The organism is Burkholderia cepacia complex sp. TUM26381, from assembly GCF_057439935.1.
The window spans coordinates 3,152,121-3,166,276 of the sequence record NZ_CM172006.1 but is presented as its reverse complement, the minus strand read 5'-3'; the positions used below and the strand labels follow the sequence as shown (position 1 = coordinate 3,166,276).

15 protein-coding genes are annotated in these 14,156 nt (G+C 67.5%); 2 read left to right on the top strand and 13 right to left on the bottom strand.

All coding sequences use genetic code 11. From position 1 onward, the window contains the following. Positions 1-22: 22 nt before the first annotated feature. Together lolB and ACWMMN_RS14870 are read right to left on the bottom strand one after the other, a co-directional pair. The gene (gene lolB, locus ACWMMN_RS14875) at positions 23-646 is read right to left on the bottom strand and encodes a lipoprotein insertase outer membrane protein LolB (protein WP_059233166.1); all 624 of its coding nucleotides are present in this window, start codon (positions 644-646) and stop codon (positions 23-25) included. Continuing rightward, positions 646-2,469 carry a tetratricopeptide repeat protein gene (locus tag ACWMMN_RS14870; RefSeq protein WP_059233167.1) on the bottom strand — a complete coding sequence of 608 codons (1,824 nt, stop codon included), beginning with the start codon at positions 2,467-2,469 and terminating at the stop codon, positions 646-648. Before ACWMMN_RS14870 ends, lolB begins: the two co-directional genes overlap by 1 nt. A gap of 371 nt (positions 2,470-2,840) precedes the next feature. On the opposite strand from ACWMMN_RS14870, the gene mutM reads away from it, so the two are divergent. Together mutM and mutY are read left to right on the top strand one after the other, a co-directional pair. After that, on the top strand, positions 2,841-3,668 hold the full coding sequence (mutM, locus tag ACWMMN_RS14865) for a bifunctional DNA-formamidopyrimidine glycosylase/DNA-(apurinic or apyrimidinic site) lyase (RefSeq protein WP_174994102.1): 828 nt from the start codon (positions 2,841-2,843) through the stop codon (positions 3,666-3,668). Positions 3,669-3,692: 24 nt separating this feature from the next. Next, on the top strand, positions 3,693-4,799 hold the full coding sequence (mutY, locus tag ACWMMN_RS14860; RefSeq protein WP_174994103.1) for an A/G-specific adenine glycosylase: 1,107 nt from the start codon (positions 3,693-3,695) through the stop codon (positions 4,797-4,799). Positions 4,800-4,917: 118 nt separating this feature from the next. Here the strand turns inward: mutY and ACWMMN_RS14855 are convergent, their stop codons facing one another. From ACWMMN_RS14855 to kdsD, 11 genes are all read right to left on the bottom strand, one after another. Further along, the gene (locus ACWMMN_RS14855; protein WP_059233169.1) at positions 4,918-5,553 is read right to left on the bottom strand and encodes an LON peptidase substrate-binding domain-containing protein; all 636 of its coding nucleotides are present in this window, start codon (positions 5,551-5,553) and stop codon (positions 4,918-4,920) included. A 27-nt stretch (positions 5,554-5,580) separates the two neighbouring features. Further along, complete coding sequence (rapZ, locus tag ACWMMN_RS14850; RefSeq protein WP_059233170.1) at positions 5,581-6,489, bottom strand: RNase adapter RapZ; 909 nt, start codon at positions 6,487-6,489, stop codon at positions 5,581-5,583. Between the two features lie 75 nt (positions 6,490-6,564). Next, positions 6,565-7,533 carry an HPr(Ser) kinase/phosphatase gene (gene hprK / locus ACWMMN_RS14845; protein WP_011353227.1) on the bottom strand — a complete coding sequence of 323 codons (969 nt, stop codon included), beginning with the start codon at positions 7,531-7,533 and terminating at the stop codon, positions 6,565-6,567. A gap of 117 nt (positions 7,534-7,650) precedes the next feature. Continuing rightward, positions 7,651-8,163, bottom strand: coding sequence for a PTS sugar transporter subunit IIA (locus ACWMMN_RS14840; protein WP_034195643.1), 513 nt, complete (start codon positions 8,161-8,163; stop codon positions 7,651-7,653). A gap of 195 nt (positions 8,164-8,358) precedes the next feature. Next, positions 8,359-8,718, bottom strand: a complete 360-nt coding sequence (gene hpf, locus ACWMMN_RS14835; RefSeq protein WP_006477786.1) for a ribosome hibernation-promoting factor, HPF/YfiA family — start codon at positions 8,716-8,718, stop codon at positions 8,359-8,361. A gap of 157 nt (positions 8,719-8,875) precedes the next feature. Continuing rightward, complete coding sequence (locus tag ACWMMN_RS14830; RefSeq protein ID WP_059233171.1) at positions 8,876-10,381, bottom strand: RNA polymerase factor sigma-54; 1,506 nt, start codon at positions 10,379-10,381, stop codon at positions 8,876-8,878. A gap of 159 nt (positions 10,382-10,540) precedes the next feature. After that, on the bottom strand, positions 10,541-11,317 hold the full coding sequence (gene lptB, locus ACWMMN_RS14825) for an LPS export ABC transporter ATP-binding protein (RefSeq protein WP_059233172.1): 777 nt from the start codon (positions 11,315-11,317) through the stop codon (positions 10,541-10,543). Beyond that, on the bottom strand, positions 11,314-11,979 hold the full coding sequence (lptA, locus tag ACWMMN_RS14820; RefSeq protein WP_059233173.1) for a lipopolysaccharide transport periplasmic protein LptA: 666 nt from the start codon (positions 11,977-11,979) through the stop codon (positions 11,314-11,316). The genes lptB and lptA overlap by 4 nt, the downstream gene beginning before the upstream one ends. Before the next feature lie 20 nt (positions 11,980-11,999). Continuing rightward, positions 12,000-12,614, bottom strand: a complete 615-nt coding sequence (gene lptC, locus ACWMMN_RS14815; protein WP_059233174.1) for an LPS export ABC transporter periplasmic protein LptC — start codon at positions 12,612-12,614, stop codon at positions 12,000-12,002. A 3-nt stretch (positions 12,615-12,617) separates the two neighbouring features. Continuing rightward, positions 12,618-13,154 (bottom strand): KdsC family phosphatase, encoded by a 537-nt coding sequence (locus ACWMMN_RS14810; RefSeq protein ID WP_174994104.1) that lies wholly within the window; start codon positions 13,152-13,154, stop codon positions 12,618-12,620. Further along, positions 13,154-14,137, bottom strand: a complete 984-nt coding sequence (gene kdsD / locus ACWMMN_RS14805; RefSeq protein WP_059233175.1) for an arabinose 5-phosphate isomerase KdsD — start codon at positions 14,135-14,137, stop codon at positions 13,154-13,156. Before kdsD ends, ACWMMN_RS14810 begins: the two co-directional genes overlap by 1 nt. Between the last annotated feature and the right edge of the window lie 19 nt (positions 14,138-14,156).

Genomic DNA, 14,156 nt, shown 5'->3' with positions numbered 1-14,156 from the left:
TAGGTCTGGGCTGGGCTGGTGCTCACTGGTCGAGCACGAGCTTGATGTCGAGCGGCGGTGTCGCACGCACGAGGTTGACGCGTTTGACGCCCGTGGCCGGGGCATCCGCGTAGGCAAGGTAGTCGATGGTCCAGCCGTCCTGGCGGATCTGCTTGACGCGCGTGCCGTCGGCCGGGTCGCGCACGGTTTCCGCATGCGTCGCGGGCGCGGCCGTCGGCAACAGCCAGTAGCGCAGGCCGGCGAGCGGCAGTTCGAAGCCGAGCGTCTTCTGCATCAGGTCGCCGACGTCCGGTGCATATTGCGTCGGGCGGTTCGGCAGTTCGAGCGAGGCCGCCTGCGGCGTCGATTTCACGATCGCGAGCGTCTGGCCGAGCGGGCTGCGCAGCTCGAGCGACACGTCGTCGCCGTGCTCCTGCCAGTCGAAGTTGCCGTACACGTGCTGCTGCTTGCCGAGACGGTCGTCGTACTGCACCGCGAAGCGGCCATGGTAAGCGTGCGTCGCGGCCGTTTGCAGTGCCGCGCCCGGCGTCGGCGCACTGGCCGACGGCGGCGTGCTCGCGCAGCCGGCGAGCGCGAGCGCCGCGCCGGCCGCGGCCAGCGTGCGCTGCGCGCGGGAGGACAGGGAAAGCGTCGGGAACATCCGCATCAGAGACCGTTGACCTGGAGGCGCTTCAGCGTCTGCACGAGCGTGTCGTTGTCGGGTTCGAGCTTCTGCGCGTCACGCCACGCGGTGCGCGCGTCGTCCTGCGCGCCGCTCTTCCACAGCACTTCGCCGAGGTGCGCGCCGATCTCGGCGTTCGGCTGCAGTTCGTACGCACGCCGCAGCACCTTCGTTGCGCCGGCCGTGTCGCCCATCCGGTACTTCACCCAGCCGAGGCTGTCCATGATGTACGCGTCGTTCGGCGCGAGCGTCATCGCCTTGTCGATCAGCTTGCTGGCTTCGGGCAGGCGCTGGTTGCGGTCGGCCAGCGAATAGCCGAGCGCGTTGTAGGCCTGCGGGTTGTCGGGCTGCGTGCGGATCAGCTCGCGCAACTGCTTTTCCATCGTCGTGTAGTGGCCGGTCTTCTCGGCCGCCATCGCGTAGTCGTAGCGCAGGTCGGGATCGTCCGGGAAGTCCTGGACCGCCTGCCCGAGCCGTGCCTCGGCTTCCGGATAGCGTTTCGCGGTGAACAGGATCGACGCGTCGGTGCGTGCGACCACGGCCGCGTCGCGCGGATCGGTGATCGGCAGGTCGTCGAGCACCTTGCGCGCCTCGTCGGTCTTGCCCTGTTTCTGCAGCAACTGCGCGCGCGTGATCTGCGCGGGCAGGTAGTGCTGGCTCGTCTGGTCGACCTTGTCGAGCCATTGCGACGCCTGCGCGTCGTTGTTCTGGTCGATCGCGATCTGCGCGAGGTAGATGTAGCCCTGGCCGACGTCGAGGTTCGGCTGCTTGTCGCCGAGCTGTACGTACTGCTTCAGGTAGGTGGTCGCTTCGTCGAGCTTCTTCTGCTGGATCTTGATCAGCGCGAGCGCCATCAACGGCGTCGGATCCTTCGAGTCGAGCTTGCGCATCGTCTCGAACTGCTTCTGCGCGTCGCCGAGGCGGTCGTCGGCGAGATACAGCTGCGACAGCGCCAGCCGCGCATCGCGCGACTTCGGATTCTGCTGAACATACTTCTCGAACGACGCAATGCCGGCCGCGCGTTCCGCCGGACCCATCTGCGACAGCATCAACGCCGCCGGCAGGTAGTCGGGACGCAGCGCCAGCGCCTGCTTCAGCGACTGCGCGGCGCCGTCCTTGTCGTCGACCGCGAGCTGTTGCCGCGCGATCGCGAGCTGGGCTTCGGGCCGGTTCATGTCGCTTTTCAGCATGTCCTTCAGCACCGCGAGGCCGCCGACGCGGTCGGGGCCGCGTACGAGCAGCGCCTGCAGCGCGAGGATCGCCGGGCCGCGCGTCTCGCCGGTCGCGCGGGCCAGCTCGCGCGCGAGCATCGGCTGTGCGTCGGCCGGCTTGCCGGCGAGCACCAGCAGCGCGGCGTCGACCTGCGACGCCCGGTTCGAATCCGGCGCGTACTGGCGCCACAGGTTCGCGGCGGACAGCGCGTCGGCCGGGCTCTGCGCGCCGAGCGCGATCTCGGTCGCGCGCTGCGCCATGCGCGGATCGCGCGTGTCGCGGGCAAGCGCGAGGTAGGTCTGGTAGGCCGGCGCCGGTTGGTTGCGCTGGAGCGCGACCTCGGCGGCGAGCACCTGGTAGACGATCTGGCTCGTCAGCGGCACACCGGGGAGATTCTTCTGCTCGTCCGGCATCACATGCTCGAACGCACCCTGCGGCTCCGCGTCGTCCGATGCCGGATCCTGCGCGTGGGCCGGGAAGGCGGTGAGGGTCCAGGCGGCAAACAGCGCGGCGCCGAGTGCACGGCGGACCGGGAAGGCGCGCACGCCGCGCACGGCGGCGGGGCGCTTCTGAAGCAGCTTCGAGGGCAGAGTCATGGAAATCCGTTCGATGTTTCAACCGATTGTAACGCGCTCGCTACAATACACGCACGATCGTGATAGGGTCCGTTTACATGTGGAACGCGCTTGCGAATGCCCGAAATCGCCCGCCTGGCAAGAAGCGACGAGCGCCGTTCGGCCGAGCCGATCTAGCGGCGAGCGACGCCGCAAGGCGGGCGATTTCGGGCATTCCCGTGGAATGTCTTTTTTAATTGGGGGTTGCCACGAGAACGGCCGCTCGCCGCGTTGCGCTCCTTGCGAATACGTCGGCATTCGCGGCGTTTCGCGCCCCGCGGCGAGCGGCCGTTCTCATGGCAACGCATGCGCGTTCCACATGTAAGCAGACCCTCGCCTCAGACCCGTAAAACATGCCAGAGTTGCCAGAAGTCGAAGTCACGCGCCGGGGCATCGAGCCCTTTGTCGCAGGCCGCCGCGTCGAGCGTGTCGACGTCCGTACCGCGATGCTGCGCTGGCCCGTGCCGGCGGGGCTCGCCGAGCAGTTGCGCGCGCGCGAGGTGCTCGCCGTCGAGCGTCGCGGCAAGTACCTGTTGTTCGAGGTCGACGCAGGCTGGTTCATCGTCCATCTCGGCATGACGGGCACGCTGCGCGTGTTGCCCGCGGCCGGCGTGCCGGTCGCCGCGAAGCACGACCACATCGACTGGATCTTCGACGAATTCGTGCTGCGGTTCCGCGATCCGCGCCGTTTCGGCGCGGTGCTGTGGCACCCGCGCGAAGCGGGCGACGTGCATGCGCACCCGCTCCTCGCGAGCCTCGGCGTCGAGCCGTTCTCGCCGGCCTTTACCGGCGCGCTGCTGCACGCGCGCACGCGCGGTCGCACGGTGTCCGTCAAGCAAGCGCTGCTCTCGGGCGACATGGTCGTCGGCGTCGGCAACATCTATGCGTCGGAGAGCCTGTTTCGCGCCGGCATCCGGCCGACGACGGCCGCCGGCAAGGTCTCGCTGCCGCGCTACGAGCGGCTGGCCGACGCGGTGCGCGCGACACTTGCCGACGCGATCGAGCGCGGCGGCAGCACGTTGCGCGATTTTGTCGGCAGCAACGGCGAAAGCGGCTATTTCCAGCTCGACTGCTTCGTCTACGACCGGGCGGGCCAGCCGTGCCGCGTGTGCGGCACGCCGATCCGCCAGATCGTGCAGGGCCAGCGGTCGACCTATTTCTGTCCGACCTGCCAGCGTTGAAACCCTTTTCCACAATTAGACAACTTGAAGCCGCCCCGCATCGCCCCCGCTCCGTTCCCCGTCACGCCGTTGCATCGCACGTTCGCCACGCGCCTGGTCGCGTGGCAGCGCGAGCACGGCCGCCACGACTTGCCGTGGCAGAACACCCGCGATCCGTACCGGATCTGGCTGTCGGAAATCATGCTGCAGCAGACGCAGGTGTCGACCGTCATTCCGTACTACACGCGCTTTCTCGAACGCTACCCCGACGTCGCCGCGCTCGCGGCCGCGCCGACCGACGACGTAATGGCGCTGTGGGCCGGGCTCGGCTATTACTCGCGCGCCCGTAACCTGCACCGCTGCGCGCAGGTTGTCGTCGCCGAGCATGGCGGCGCGTTTCCGGCGACGCCCGACGCGCTGGCCGAACTGCCGGGCATCGGCCGCTCGACGGCCGCGGCGATCGCATCGTTTGCCTATGGCGCGCGCGCGACGATCCTCGACGGCAACGTGAAGCGCGTGCTTGCGCGCGTGTTCGGCGTCGAGGGGTTTCCGGGCGAGAAGCGCGTCGAGAACGACATGTGGGCGCTTGCCGAATCGCTGCTGCCCGATGCCGCGAACGCGGCCGACGTGAGCGCCTATACGCAGGGACTGATGGATCTCGGCGCGACGCTGTGCATGCGCGGCAAGCCCGATTGCGTGCGCTGCCCGTTCGCGGGCGACTGCGTCGCGCAATCGACGGGCCGCCAGCGCGAACTGCCGGCCGCGCGGCCGAAGAAGGCCGTGCCGACGCGCAAGACCTGGATGCTCGTGCTGCGCGACGGCGACGCGGTGCTACTGGAGCGGCGGCCGCCGACCGGCATCTGGGGCGGGCTGTGGAGCCTGCCGCAGGCGGACGGTGATGCCGCACTCGCGGAACTCGCGCGCGGCTTCGGCGGTGGCGGCACGGTGCCGCTCGCGCCGCTCACGCACACGTTCACGCATTTCCGGCTGGAGATCGAGCCGCGGCTGAGCGACATGGCGGACGGCGGCGGATTGCCTTCACATGCGCGGGACGCGGACACCGCCTGGGTGCCGCTGAGCCGGCTCGACGCGTACGGCGTGCCGGCGCCGGTGCGCAAGCTGCTCGATGCGCTGAGCGGGCCGCTGCTGTAACGAACGGGGAAGGGCGCGGCGCCGGTCGTGCGCTCGGAAACTGCGGATGGCTACAGGGCTTCCGTCGCGCGGGCGGGCCCTTCGGTCGGGCAGGCGCGACGCGACGAGCAGGCGCGGCTTAAAGCCAGCCGTGCCGGTCGAGCACGTGATGGACGGCGTCGATGCGTGCGCCGACGTCCGGAAACTCCATCAGCTTCTGCCGTGCGCGCAGGTCGAGCGGCAGCAGTTCCGCGAGGCGGTTCGACACCCAGCTCGGATCGTCGAGGCGGAACGGTTCGCCGAACGGCATTTTCTCCGGATCGGACTTCTTCAGCGCGTTGATGATGCGCTCGAGCACTTCGGCGCACGAGCCGAACTGCGCGAGCGTCTGCTCGCCCTCGAGCGGGATGTCGTCGGGCAGCGGCTCCGCGATGCCGACCAGGAGCCCGTTGCCTTCGACGCGATACGACAGCAGCTCGAAACGCTGCGTGCCGACCGCCTGCAGATACAGCATCCCGAATTCGCCGGTATCGCACTCGGTGATGCGCGCCATGCAGCCGATGGTTTCGGGTACCGATACGGCGCCGTCCTGCGCGACTTCGGGCCCGCTCTTCAGCAGGCACACGCCGAACGGCGCGTTGTCGCGCAGGCACGCGCGGGACATGTCGAGATAGCGCGCCTCGAACACCTTGAGCGGGAGCAGCCCTCCCGGAAAGAGCACCGTGTGCAGCGGAAACAGCGGCAGGTCGATCAGGGTGGTCGATAGGGAGGACATGGCGCGCTGATGAAGGAGCGGGCGTCGCTAGGGTCGGTCGACCGCGGAGACGAGCCGCGACGACGCGTCGACATCCACTGGCGCGTCACGATGCCGCACGATCACGTTCGCTTCGCGCGCCAGGCGCGCGGCGAGCGTTTCCGCGATGAACACCGAGCGATGCTGGCCGCCCGTGCAGCCGATGGCGACGGTCAGGTAGCTGCGGTTGTCATCGCGGAAGTGCGGCAGCCATTTCATCAGGAACGCATGGATGTCGTCGATCATCTGGTGGACGATCGGCAGTGCGTCGAGAAAGGCGATGACCGGCTGGTCGAGCCCGGTGAGCGGGCGCAACTCGTGGTCGTAGTACGGATTCGGCAGCGCGCGCACGTCGAACATCAGGTCGGCGTCGAGCGGCACGCCGCGCTTGAAGCCGAACGACTCGAACATCACCATCAGGTCGTTGTTCTTCTGCTCGATGAAGCGCTTGACCCAGGTGCGCAGCGCGTTCGCGCGCAGCGTGCTGGTATCGATCTGGTGGCCGAATTCGGCGAGCGGCGCGACGAGGTCGCGCTCGCGCTCGATCGCTTCCTCGAGCGACGACAGCAGGCCGACGTCCGCATCGTGCGACAGCGAGCCGGACAGCGGATGGCGGCGGCGCGTTTCCGAGAAGCGCTGGATCAGCGACTGGGTGCTCGCGTTCAGGAACAGCACGCGTACGTCGTGCTCGCGGGACAGCTCGCGGATCAGGCCGGGCATTTCGTCGAGCGACGCGCTCGAGCGCGCGTCGATCGCGACCGCGAGCCGGCGCTGGCCGTCCTGGGCGAGGTAGCGGGCGAGTTCGGGGAGCACGTGCGGCGGCAGGTTGTCGACGCAGTAATAGCCTGCGTCTTCGAGCGCGTTCAACGCGACGGACTTGCCTGAGCCGGAGATGCCGGTGATAAGGACGATGCGCATGGGAAGCAGAGAATCCTGACGTTTCATCATAGCACCGGCTCGACGCGTCGGCGTTGCGCGGCCGGCGCGTGCGGGTTACACCAGTTTGCCGGGGAACTGACTGTCGGGATCTTGCATCGCGAGTCGTTGCCGATCCATGAAATCGCGCAACGTGTCGATTCCGCGCAACTGCAGGATCGTGTTCCGGACGGCCGCCTCGACCAGCACCGCGAGGTTGCGGCCAGCCGCAACCTGGATGGTGACCTTGCTGATCGGCAAGCCGAGCACGTCGACGGTCTGGCTTTCGAGCGGCAGGCGCTGGAATTCGCCGTCGGGGCGCCGCACGAGCTGGACGATCAGTTTCAGCTTCATCTTCCGCCGCACGGCGGTTTCGCCGAAGATCGTCTTGATGTCGAGCAGGCCGAGGCCGCGCACTTCGAGCAGGTTCTGCAGCAGCGGCGGGCAGCGCCCTTCGACGAAATCGGGGCCAAGTCGGACGAAATCGACTGCGTCGTCGGCGACGAGGCCGTGGCCGCGGCTGATCAGCTCGAGACCGAGCTCGCTCTTGCCGAGGCCCGAATCTCCGGTCAGCAGCACGCCCATCCCGAGAATGTCGATGAATACGCCGTGCAGCGTCGCGCGCGGCGCGAGGATACGCGACATGTAGAGCCGCAGGCTGTCGATCACCGCGGCGGCCGACATCGGCGTCGTGAACAGCGGTGTGGACGAGCGGGTGCAGCGCAGCACGAGTTCGGGCGGGGCCGCGGCGCCGCCGGCGACGACGAGGAACGGCGGTTCGAGTGCGATCAGCTCGGCCATGTGGCGCGAGCGGTCTTCGTCGGTCTGGCGCTGGTAGTAGTCGATTTCGGCTTCGCCGAGCACCTGGATCCGGTTCGGGTGGATCAGGTTCAGGTGGCCGACGAGGTCGGCGCTCGACGTTGCGTTGCCGACCGTGTCGGCGGAAAAGCCGCGTTCCCAGCCTTCATGCCCCGTCAGCCAGCTCAGTTTCAGCGTGGCTGCGTTGTCGTCGAAGATGCTCTGGGCGTTGATGCTGGACGTATCCATGACTCTCGTCACTCCAATGGGCCGGTGCAGGCGCGCGGCGACGGACGTCGCCATGCCGGGCGGCCCTGGACGGCGGCACAGGCCGCCTCGTACCGGAAAAATTCCGCCCGGATCAACTCAAGGTTGCCACTGAGTGAGCAGGCGATGCAACTCGGCGATATCCGTTTCGTTGTGCAGACGCTCGCGCGCGTCGCGATCGGACAGCAGTTGCGCGATTTCCGACAGGATCTCGAGGTGTTGCTGGGTGGCTTGCTCGGGAACGAGCAGGAAGATCAGAAGGCCGACCGGCTGGCCGTCGGGCGCTTCGAACGGGATCGCATCGGCGAGGCGGACGAACGCGGCGAGCGGGTGCTTGAGCCCCTTGATGCGGCCGTGCGGAATCGCGACACCTTCGCCGAGCCCGGTCGAACCGAGGCGCTCGCGCGCGAACAGGTTGTCCGTGACGGTGCTGCGGGCGATGCCGTTCTGATTCTCGAACATCAGCCCGGCTTGTTCGAAGACGCGTTTCTTGCTGGTGACTGAGAGGTCGATGACGACGTTCTCTATGGGCAGGATTTTGGCTAGGCGATTCATGTTGGCAGGCGATTGGGCGGCCTGGGGTCTCCTTGCTGCGGCAGACTGATTTTCCATGTTCGGCGATATCAAGGCATGTGGCATCGGCAACCTGCAACGCAGCTACCGCACCCAACGCCCCCCGGCGATAACCGAAACATTATAGAGCACAGCCGCGTGCGTGGCGCGGCCCGGACTGACCGGTTGCACCGCTGCGCGGAGTCGCAAAAAAAACGCCCGGCGAACCGGGCGGCGTGCGTGTTGCGGTAAAGGTTATTGCGGCGGCAGTTCGATCTGGTCGATCGACGGTTGAAGCTTGATCGGGTCGTGCGCGTGCGTTTGCAGGCGCTCCATGTGCTTGACGACCTGGCGATCCAGCTTGTCGATCAGCAAATCGATCGCGGCGTACAGGTTGCCGTTCGCGCTTTCGACGAAGATGTCCTTGCCCTTCAGGTGCAGATTGATTTCCGCGCGCTGCTGCTTGTCCTTTTCCTTGTGGTTGTCGACCGAGAGGATCACAGTGCCATCGATCACCTGATCGCTATGCCGTAGCACCCGGTCCAGCTTGGTGATCACGTATTCGCGAATTGCAGGCGTGACTTCGAGATGATGTCCACTGATCTTCAGGTTCATAGTGCTTCTCCAAGCGAGTGACCACCCGGCCGCATCGAGGCGGCGCTCCGGTCGACTTGCCCCTGCCGCACGAGGCGGCGTATCGCGGACAGGTCGCCCGGCCTGTTCCCCGTGTGCGCGGTGGCCGGAACACGCCTGCCGCCGGGCAGGCAGCAGGCTAAAGAGACTTGCGCAGATTCACTGCCGGGATTTTGAGGGCTTCGCGATATTTCGCAACCGTGCGGCGTGCGACCACGAAACCCTGTTCTGCCAGCAGCTCGGCAATGCGGCTGTCCGAAAGTGGCGATTTTGGGTCTTCAGCTCCTATCAGTTGCTTGATGAGGGCTCGGATGGCGGTCGACGAGGCGGCGCCACCGGTGTCGGTCGAAACGTGAGATCCGAAGAAGTACTTAAATTCAAGCGTCCCGAACGGGGTCAGCATGTACTTCCCGGTTGTCACACGGCTGACAGTCGACTCGTGTAGGCCCAGCGTATCAGCTATTTCCCGCAAAACCAAGGGGCGCATGGCAATTTCACCGTGCGCAAAGAAATTCTTCTGACGCTCGACAATAGCCTGCGCGACACGCAGGATCGTGTCGAAACGCTGCTGGATATTCTTGATCAGCCACCGTGCTTCCTGGAGCTGCTGCTTCAGCGAACCGGCCGACGGATCGCCGCGGCTGTTGCGCAGGATGTTCGCGTACAGGTTGTTGATCCGCAGGCGCGGCATGACCTCCGGATTGAGCTCCGCGAGCCATCCCTGGCCGGCCTTCTTCACGATGATGTCGGGCACGACGTAGTCGGCCTCGGCCTTGCCGTACGCGGCGCCGGGGAACGGCTCCAGCGAGCGGATCAGCGCATGCGCGTCGCGCAGCGCGTCGTCGCTTGCCTTCAGGTGCTTGCGCAACCGCGTGAAATCGCGGGCCGCGAGCAGTTCGAGGTGCTGCGACACGATCTCGAGCGCGAGCGTGCGCGTCGGGGACGGATCGAGGCGCAGCAACTGCAGCTTCAGGCATTCCGACGCCGAGCGTGCGCCGACGCCGGGCGGGTCGAAGCTGTGCAGCAGCGCGAGCGCCGCGTTCAGCTCGTCGCAGTCGATCTCCAGCTCGGGCGGCAGGTCGGCGAGCACTTCGTCGAGCGTCGCGGTCAGGTAGCCGTCGTCGTCGAGCGACTCGATCAGGAACATCACGAGCGCGCGATCGCGCGGGCTGGCCTGCGTGACGCGCAATTGCGCGGACAGGTGGTCGCGCAGCGACGTCGCGGCTTCCTGCACCTGCAGCGGCGGGAGGTCGTCGTCGTCGGACGCGCCGCTCGCGCGGCCGAATTCATCGAGATTCCATTGCGGGCCGTCGTTGCCGTCGCCGGACCCGTAACTGTCGTATTCGTCGGCGCCAGCCGGCTCGTCGCGCTCCGCGCGATCGCCGGACGTGCTGCTGCCGTTCGTCGAGGCCGGCTCGTTATGCTGCCCGGGGGGCGTCTGCGCGATCAACGATCCGTCCGCCGCGACGCGCAGCGGGCTCGCGATCCATTCGTCGTCGTTCTCGAGCAACGGGTTTTGCGCGACGGCCATCGCGACTTCCTGCTGCAATTCGAGCGTCGACAACTGCAGGAGCCGGATCGACTGCTGCAGCTGCGGCGTCAGCGCCAGATGTTGCGACAGGCGGAGTTGAAGGCTGGCTTTCATGGCAAGGAGGGAGTCATACCGGCAGTGTGCCACGACCCAGGCGCGTTGAGCCATCCGCGATTACGCGCGGCGCGCCGCCCGGCCGCGGGCATGGCCGCGAAGCAGGGCGCGGCCCCGCGCGGCGATGCCGGGCGGGGTGCAGCCAGCCACGAGGGAGAGTTACATCCGGAAGTGTTCGCCGAGGTACACGCGGCGCACGCTTTCGTTTTCGATGATTTCGCTGGGGGCGCCGGCGGCGAGCACCGAACCGTCGCTGATGATGTACGCGTGGTCGCAGATGCCGAGCGTTTCGCGGACGTTGTGATCGGTGATCAGCACGCCGATGTTGCGCTGCTTCAGGAACTTGACGATCTTCTGGATCTCGAGCACCGCGATCGGATCGACGCCGGCGAACGGTTCGTCGAGCAGGATGAAGTTCGGGTTGGTGGCGAGCGCGCGCGCGATTTCGACGCGGCGCCGTTCACCGCCCGACAGCGACAGCGCGGGGTTCTCGCGCAGGTGGCCGATCTGCAGTTCGTCGAGCAGCGCTTCGGTGCGCGACGAGATCGCGTCCTTCGACAGCCGCTTGCCGTCTTCGCCGTACTGCAGCTCGAGCACCGCGCGGATGTTTTCCTCGACGGTCAGCTTGCGGAACACGGACGCTTCCTGCGGCAGGTACGACAGGCCGAGCGACGCGCGCTTGTGGATCGGCAGCAGGCTGATCGAGCTGCCGTTCAGCGAGATCTCGCCCGCGTCGAGCGGCACGAGGCCGACGATCATGTAGAACGACGTGGTCTTGCCGGCGCCGTTCGGGCCGAGCAGGCCGACGACTTCGCCGCTCTTCACGTCGAGCGACACGTCCTTGACGACCGTGCGCGAGCCGTAGCGCTTCTTCAGGTTGCGGACGACGAGCGAGCTCGTGGTGCCGGCCGGCTGGCGGTTCGGTAGCGCGTTCATTGGCCCGGCGCTCCCTGGATCGTGGTCGACGGCGACAGCTTCGCCGGCGCACCGTTCAGCGGCGCGGGGCCGCCGTTCTTCGGCGACAGCATCGCGCGCACGCGGCCGTTCGGGTTGCCCGGCGCGGCGACGTCCTTGCCGCCCTTCGCGGTGTAGAAGTCGCGCTGGCCGTCGTACGTGATCACGCTGCCGTGCACGGTATCGGCGACGGTCGACGTGCCCTGCAGGCGGCGTACGGTCGCGGCGGTTGTCAGCGTGGTCAGGTCCTGCTTGCCGTCGTAGTCGATGCGCTCGGCGTCGCCGTCGATGTATTCGTCGAGGCCTTCGCGCTTCTGGCGGAACGTCGCGTGCTTCTTGCCGCTGCCGTACGAGGTCGCGTACTGATAGCCTTCCGGGTCCTGGCGCACTTCGACGCGATCGCCCTTGATGATGATCGTGCCCTTCGTGATCACGACGTTGCCGGTCGCGACCGTGACCTGCTTCAGATCGTCATAGGTCAGGTTGTCGGACTCGACGTTGATCGGCTTGCCCTGGTCGGCCTTCTCGGCATGGGCGAGCGGCGCCAGCCCGACCAGCGGGAGCGCCACGAGCGTCGCGGCAAGCGCGGCGCGGACGGCGCGCGCAGCGCCGCCGGAAATCTGTCGAGGGAACGGTTCGTTCATGCAGTCACGTGAGGGATGCGTCACTTGGGTTGACCTTTCGAGCCGCCGGACGTGTCCGCCGCGGCGATCGTGCCGCGCACGTTGCCGTAAAGCTCGATGACCCGGGTGACGTTGTTGTACTTCATGCCGTCGGTCGCGTTGACGAGCGACAGGCCGCGCTGAAGTTTAACCGGCTTTTCGGTCTGGATCACATCGTCATTGACGAAGATCCGGAAATGCTGGGAATCGGCCTGCATCTGCGGATCGCCGCCGCCGGCGGCGCGCAGGATGCGCGCATTGTCGTACAAATCGACGATCGACACGTCGCCGTTGACGGTGCCGCGCTTCGCGGTGGTCGTCACGACCGGCTTGCCGGGCTGGAACGCGCGCATGGCCGGATCGGTCAGGTCGCTGCTTTCGGTGTCTTCGTAGTGAATCAGCTTCGCGGCCGTCAGCCGGTACTGGGTCGAGCCCGACTGGTCGAGCTCAGTGACCGAGAAGTTGTCCGCGAAATAGTCGGGCGTGTGGCGCTTGGGCTGCACGGTGCCTTCGCCGGGCGGCGGCAGCGTGGCCTGCAGCAGCCACCAGGTGATGCCCGCGAGCGCGGCGACCGCGGCGAGCGGCAGCAGCTGGGTCCAGCGGAAATGCGTGCTCATCCGTCAGGCTCCGCAGGCGGCCGCGAGCAGCGCATCATAGCGGCGCTGCGCGCGCAGGATCGCATCGCAGACTTCGCGCACGGCGCCGTGGCCGCCGCGGGCCTCGGCGACCCAGTGCGCGCGGGCGATCACTTCGGGGTGCGCGTTCGCGGGGGCCGTCGCGAAGCCGCAACGCAGCATCACGGGCAGGTCGGGCCAGTCGTCGCCCATGTAGCCGCACGCGTCGGCGGTCAGGCCGAGCGACGCGATCAGGTCGGCGAACACGGTGAGCTTGTTCTCGACGCCCTGGAACAGGTGCGCGATCTTCATTTCCTTCGCGCGCGCCGCGACGATGTCCGAGCGGCGGCCCGTGATGATCGCGGTCGCGATGCCGGCTTCGCCGAGCAGCTTCACGCCGTGGCCGTCGAGCGAATTGAACGACTTCATCGTGTCGCCGGCCGCGGTAAACAGCAGGCCGCCGTCGGTCAGCACGCCGTCGACGTCGAAAATCATCAGCTTCACGCGGCTCGCGCGTTCGGCTGCAGTCAGCGCTGCGCTCATCAGATCACCTTCTTCGAAAACAGGTCGTGCATGTTCAGCGCGCCGATCAGCGCGCCGTCGGCATCGACTACCAGCATCTGGTTGATCCGGTGGCGCTCCATCAGTTCCACGGCTTCGACCGCGAGGTGATCCGGCGCGATCGTGCGCGGATCGCGCGTCATCACTTCGGTGATCGGCAGCGCGCGGAAATCGCCGTCGCGCGCGAGCACGCGGCGCAAGTCGCCGTCCGTGAAGATGCCGGCGACCTTGCCGTCGGCGTCGACCACGGCCGTCATGCCGAGGCGCTTCGCGGTGATCTGGAACAGTGCGTCCGACAGCGTCGCGTCGAGCCCGATGGACGGGACGTCGTCGCCCGAGCGCATCACGTCGCGCACATAGGTGAGCAGGCGCCGGCCGAGTGCGCCGCCCGGGTGCGAGCGCGCGAAATCTTCCGAACCGAAGCCGCGCGCGTCGAGCACGGCAACGGCGAGCGCGTCGCCGAGCGCGAGCGCGGCGGTCGTGCTTGCGGTGGGCGCGAGGTTCAGCGGGCAGGCTTCCTTCGACACCGCGGCGTTCAGGTTCACGTCGGCGAGCGTGCCGAGGCTCGACTCCGCGCGGCCCGTGATCGCGATCAGCTTCGCGCCGATTCGCTTCACGAGCGGGAGGATGGCGACGAGCTCTTCCGATTCGCCGGAATAGGAGATGCCGATGAAGACGTCGTCGGAGGTGACCATCCCGAGGTCGCCGTGGCTGGCCTCGGCGGGGTGGACGAAGAAGGCCGGCGTGCCGGTGCTGGCCAGCGTGGCTGCAATTTTGCGGGCGATATGCCCCGATTTGCCGATCCCGGACACCACCACGCGGCCGCGGCAGCCGAGCAGCAGCGCGACGGCCTGGACGAAGCCGCCGTCGAGCTGGTCGCGCAGCGCGCGCACGGCGTCCGCCTCGATGTCGAGCACGTCGCGGGCGAGCGCGAGCGCCCGATCATCATTGATTTTCGCTATCATGCGCGGAGTATAGCAAAGG

Bases quoted from the DNA above. Each gene is read 5' to 3' on its own strand.
- ACWMMN_RS14830 (WP_059233171.1), bottom strand. From the start codon at position 10,381: ATGAAAGCCAGCCTTCAACTCCGCCTGTCGCAACATCTGGCGCTGACG.
- kdsD (WP_059233175.1), bottom strand. From the start codon at position 14,137: ATGATAGCGAAAATCAATGATGATCGGGCGCTCGCGCTCGCCCGCGAC.
- lptB (WP_059233172.1), bottom strand. From the start codon at position 11,317: ATGAACGCGCTACCGAACCGCCAGCCGGCCGGCACCACGAGCTCGCTC.
- lptA (WP_059233173.1), bottom strand. From the start codon at position 11,979: ATGAACGAACCGTTCCCTCGACAGATTTCCGGCGGCGCTGCGCGCGCC.
- lolB (WP_059233166.1), bottom strand. From the start codon at position 646: ATGCGGATGTTCCCGACGCTTTCCCTGTCCTCCCGCGCGCAGCGCACG.
- ACWMMN_RS14840 (WP_034195643.1), bottom strand. From the start codon at position 8,163: ATGGAAAATCAGTCTGCCGCAGCAAGGAGACCCCAGGCCGCCCAATCG.
- hpf (WP_006477786.1), bottom strand. From the start codon at position 8,718: ATGAACCTGAAGATCAGTGGACATCATCTCGAAGTCACGCCTGCAATT.
- ACWMMN_RS14870 (WP_059233167.1), bottom strand. From the start codon at position 2,469: ATGACTCTGCCCTCGAAGCTGCTTCAGAAGCGCCCCGCCGCCGTGCGC.
- ACWMMN_RS14810 (WP_174994104.1), bottom strand. From the start codon at position 13,154: ATGAGCGCAGCGCTGACTGCAGCCGAACGCGCGAGCCGCGTGAAGCTG.
- ACWMMN_RS14855 (WP_059233169.1), bottom strand. From the start codon at position 5,553: ATGTCCTCCCTATCGACCACCCTGATCGACCTGCCGCTGTTTCCGCTG.
- rapZ (WP_059233170.1), bottom strand. From the start codon at position 6,489: ATGCGCATCGTCCTTATCACCGGCATCTCCGGCTCAGGCAAGTCCGTC.
- hprK (WP_011353227.1), bottom strand. From the start codon at position 7,533: ATGGATACGTCCAGCATCAACGCCCAGAGCATCTTCGACGACAACGCA.
- lptC (WP_059233174.1), bottom strand. From the start codon at position 12,614: ATGAGCACGCATTTCCGCTGGACCCAGCTGCTGCCGCTCGCCGCGGTC.
- mutM (WP_174994102.1), top strand. From the start codon at position 2,841: ATGCCAGAGTTGCCAGAAGTCGAAGTCACGCGCCGGGGCATCGAGCCC.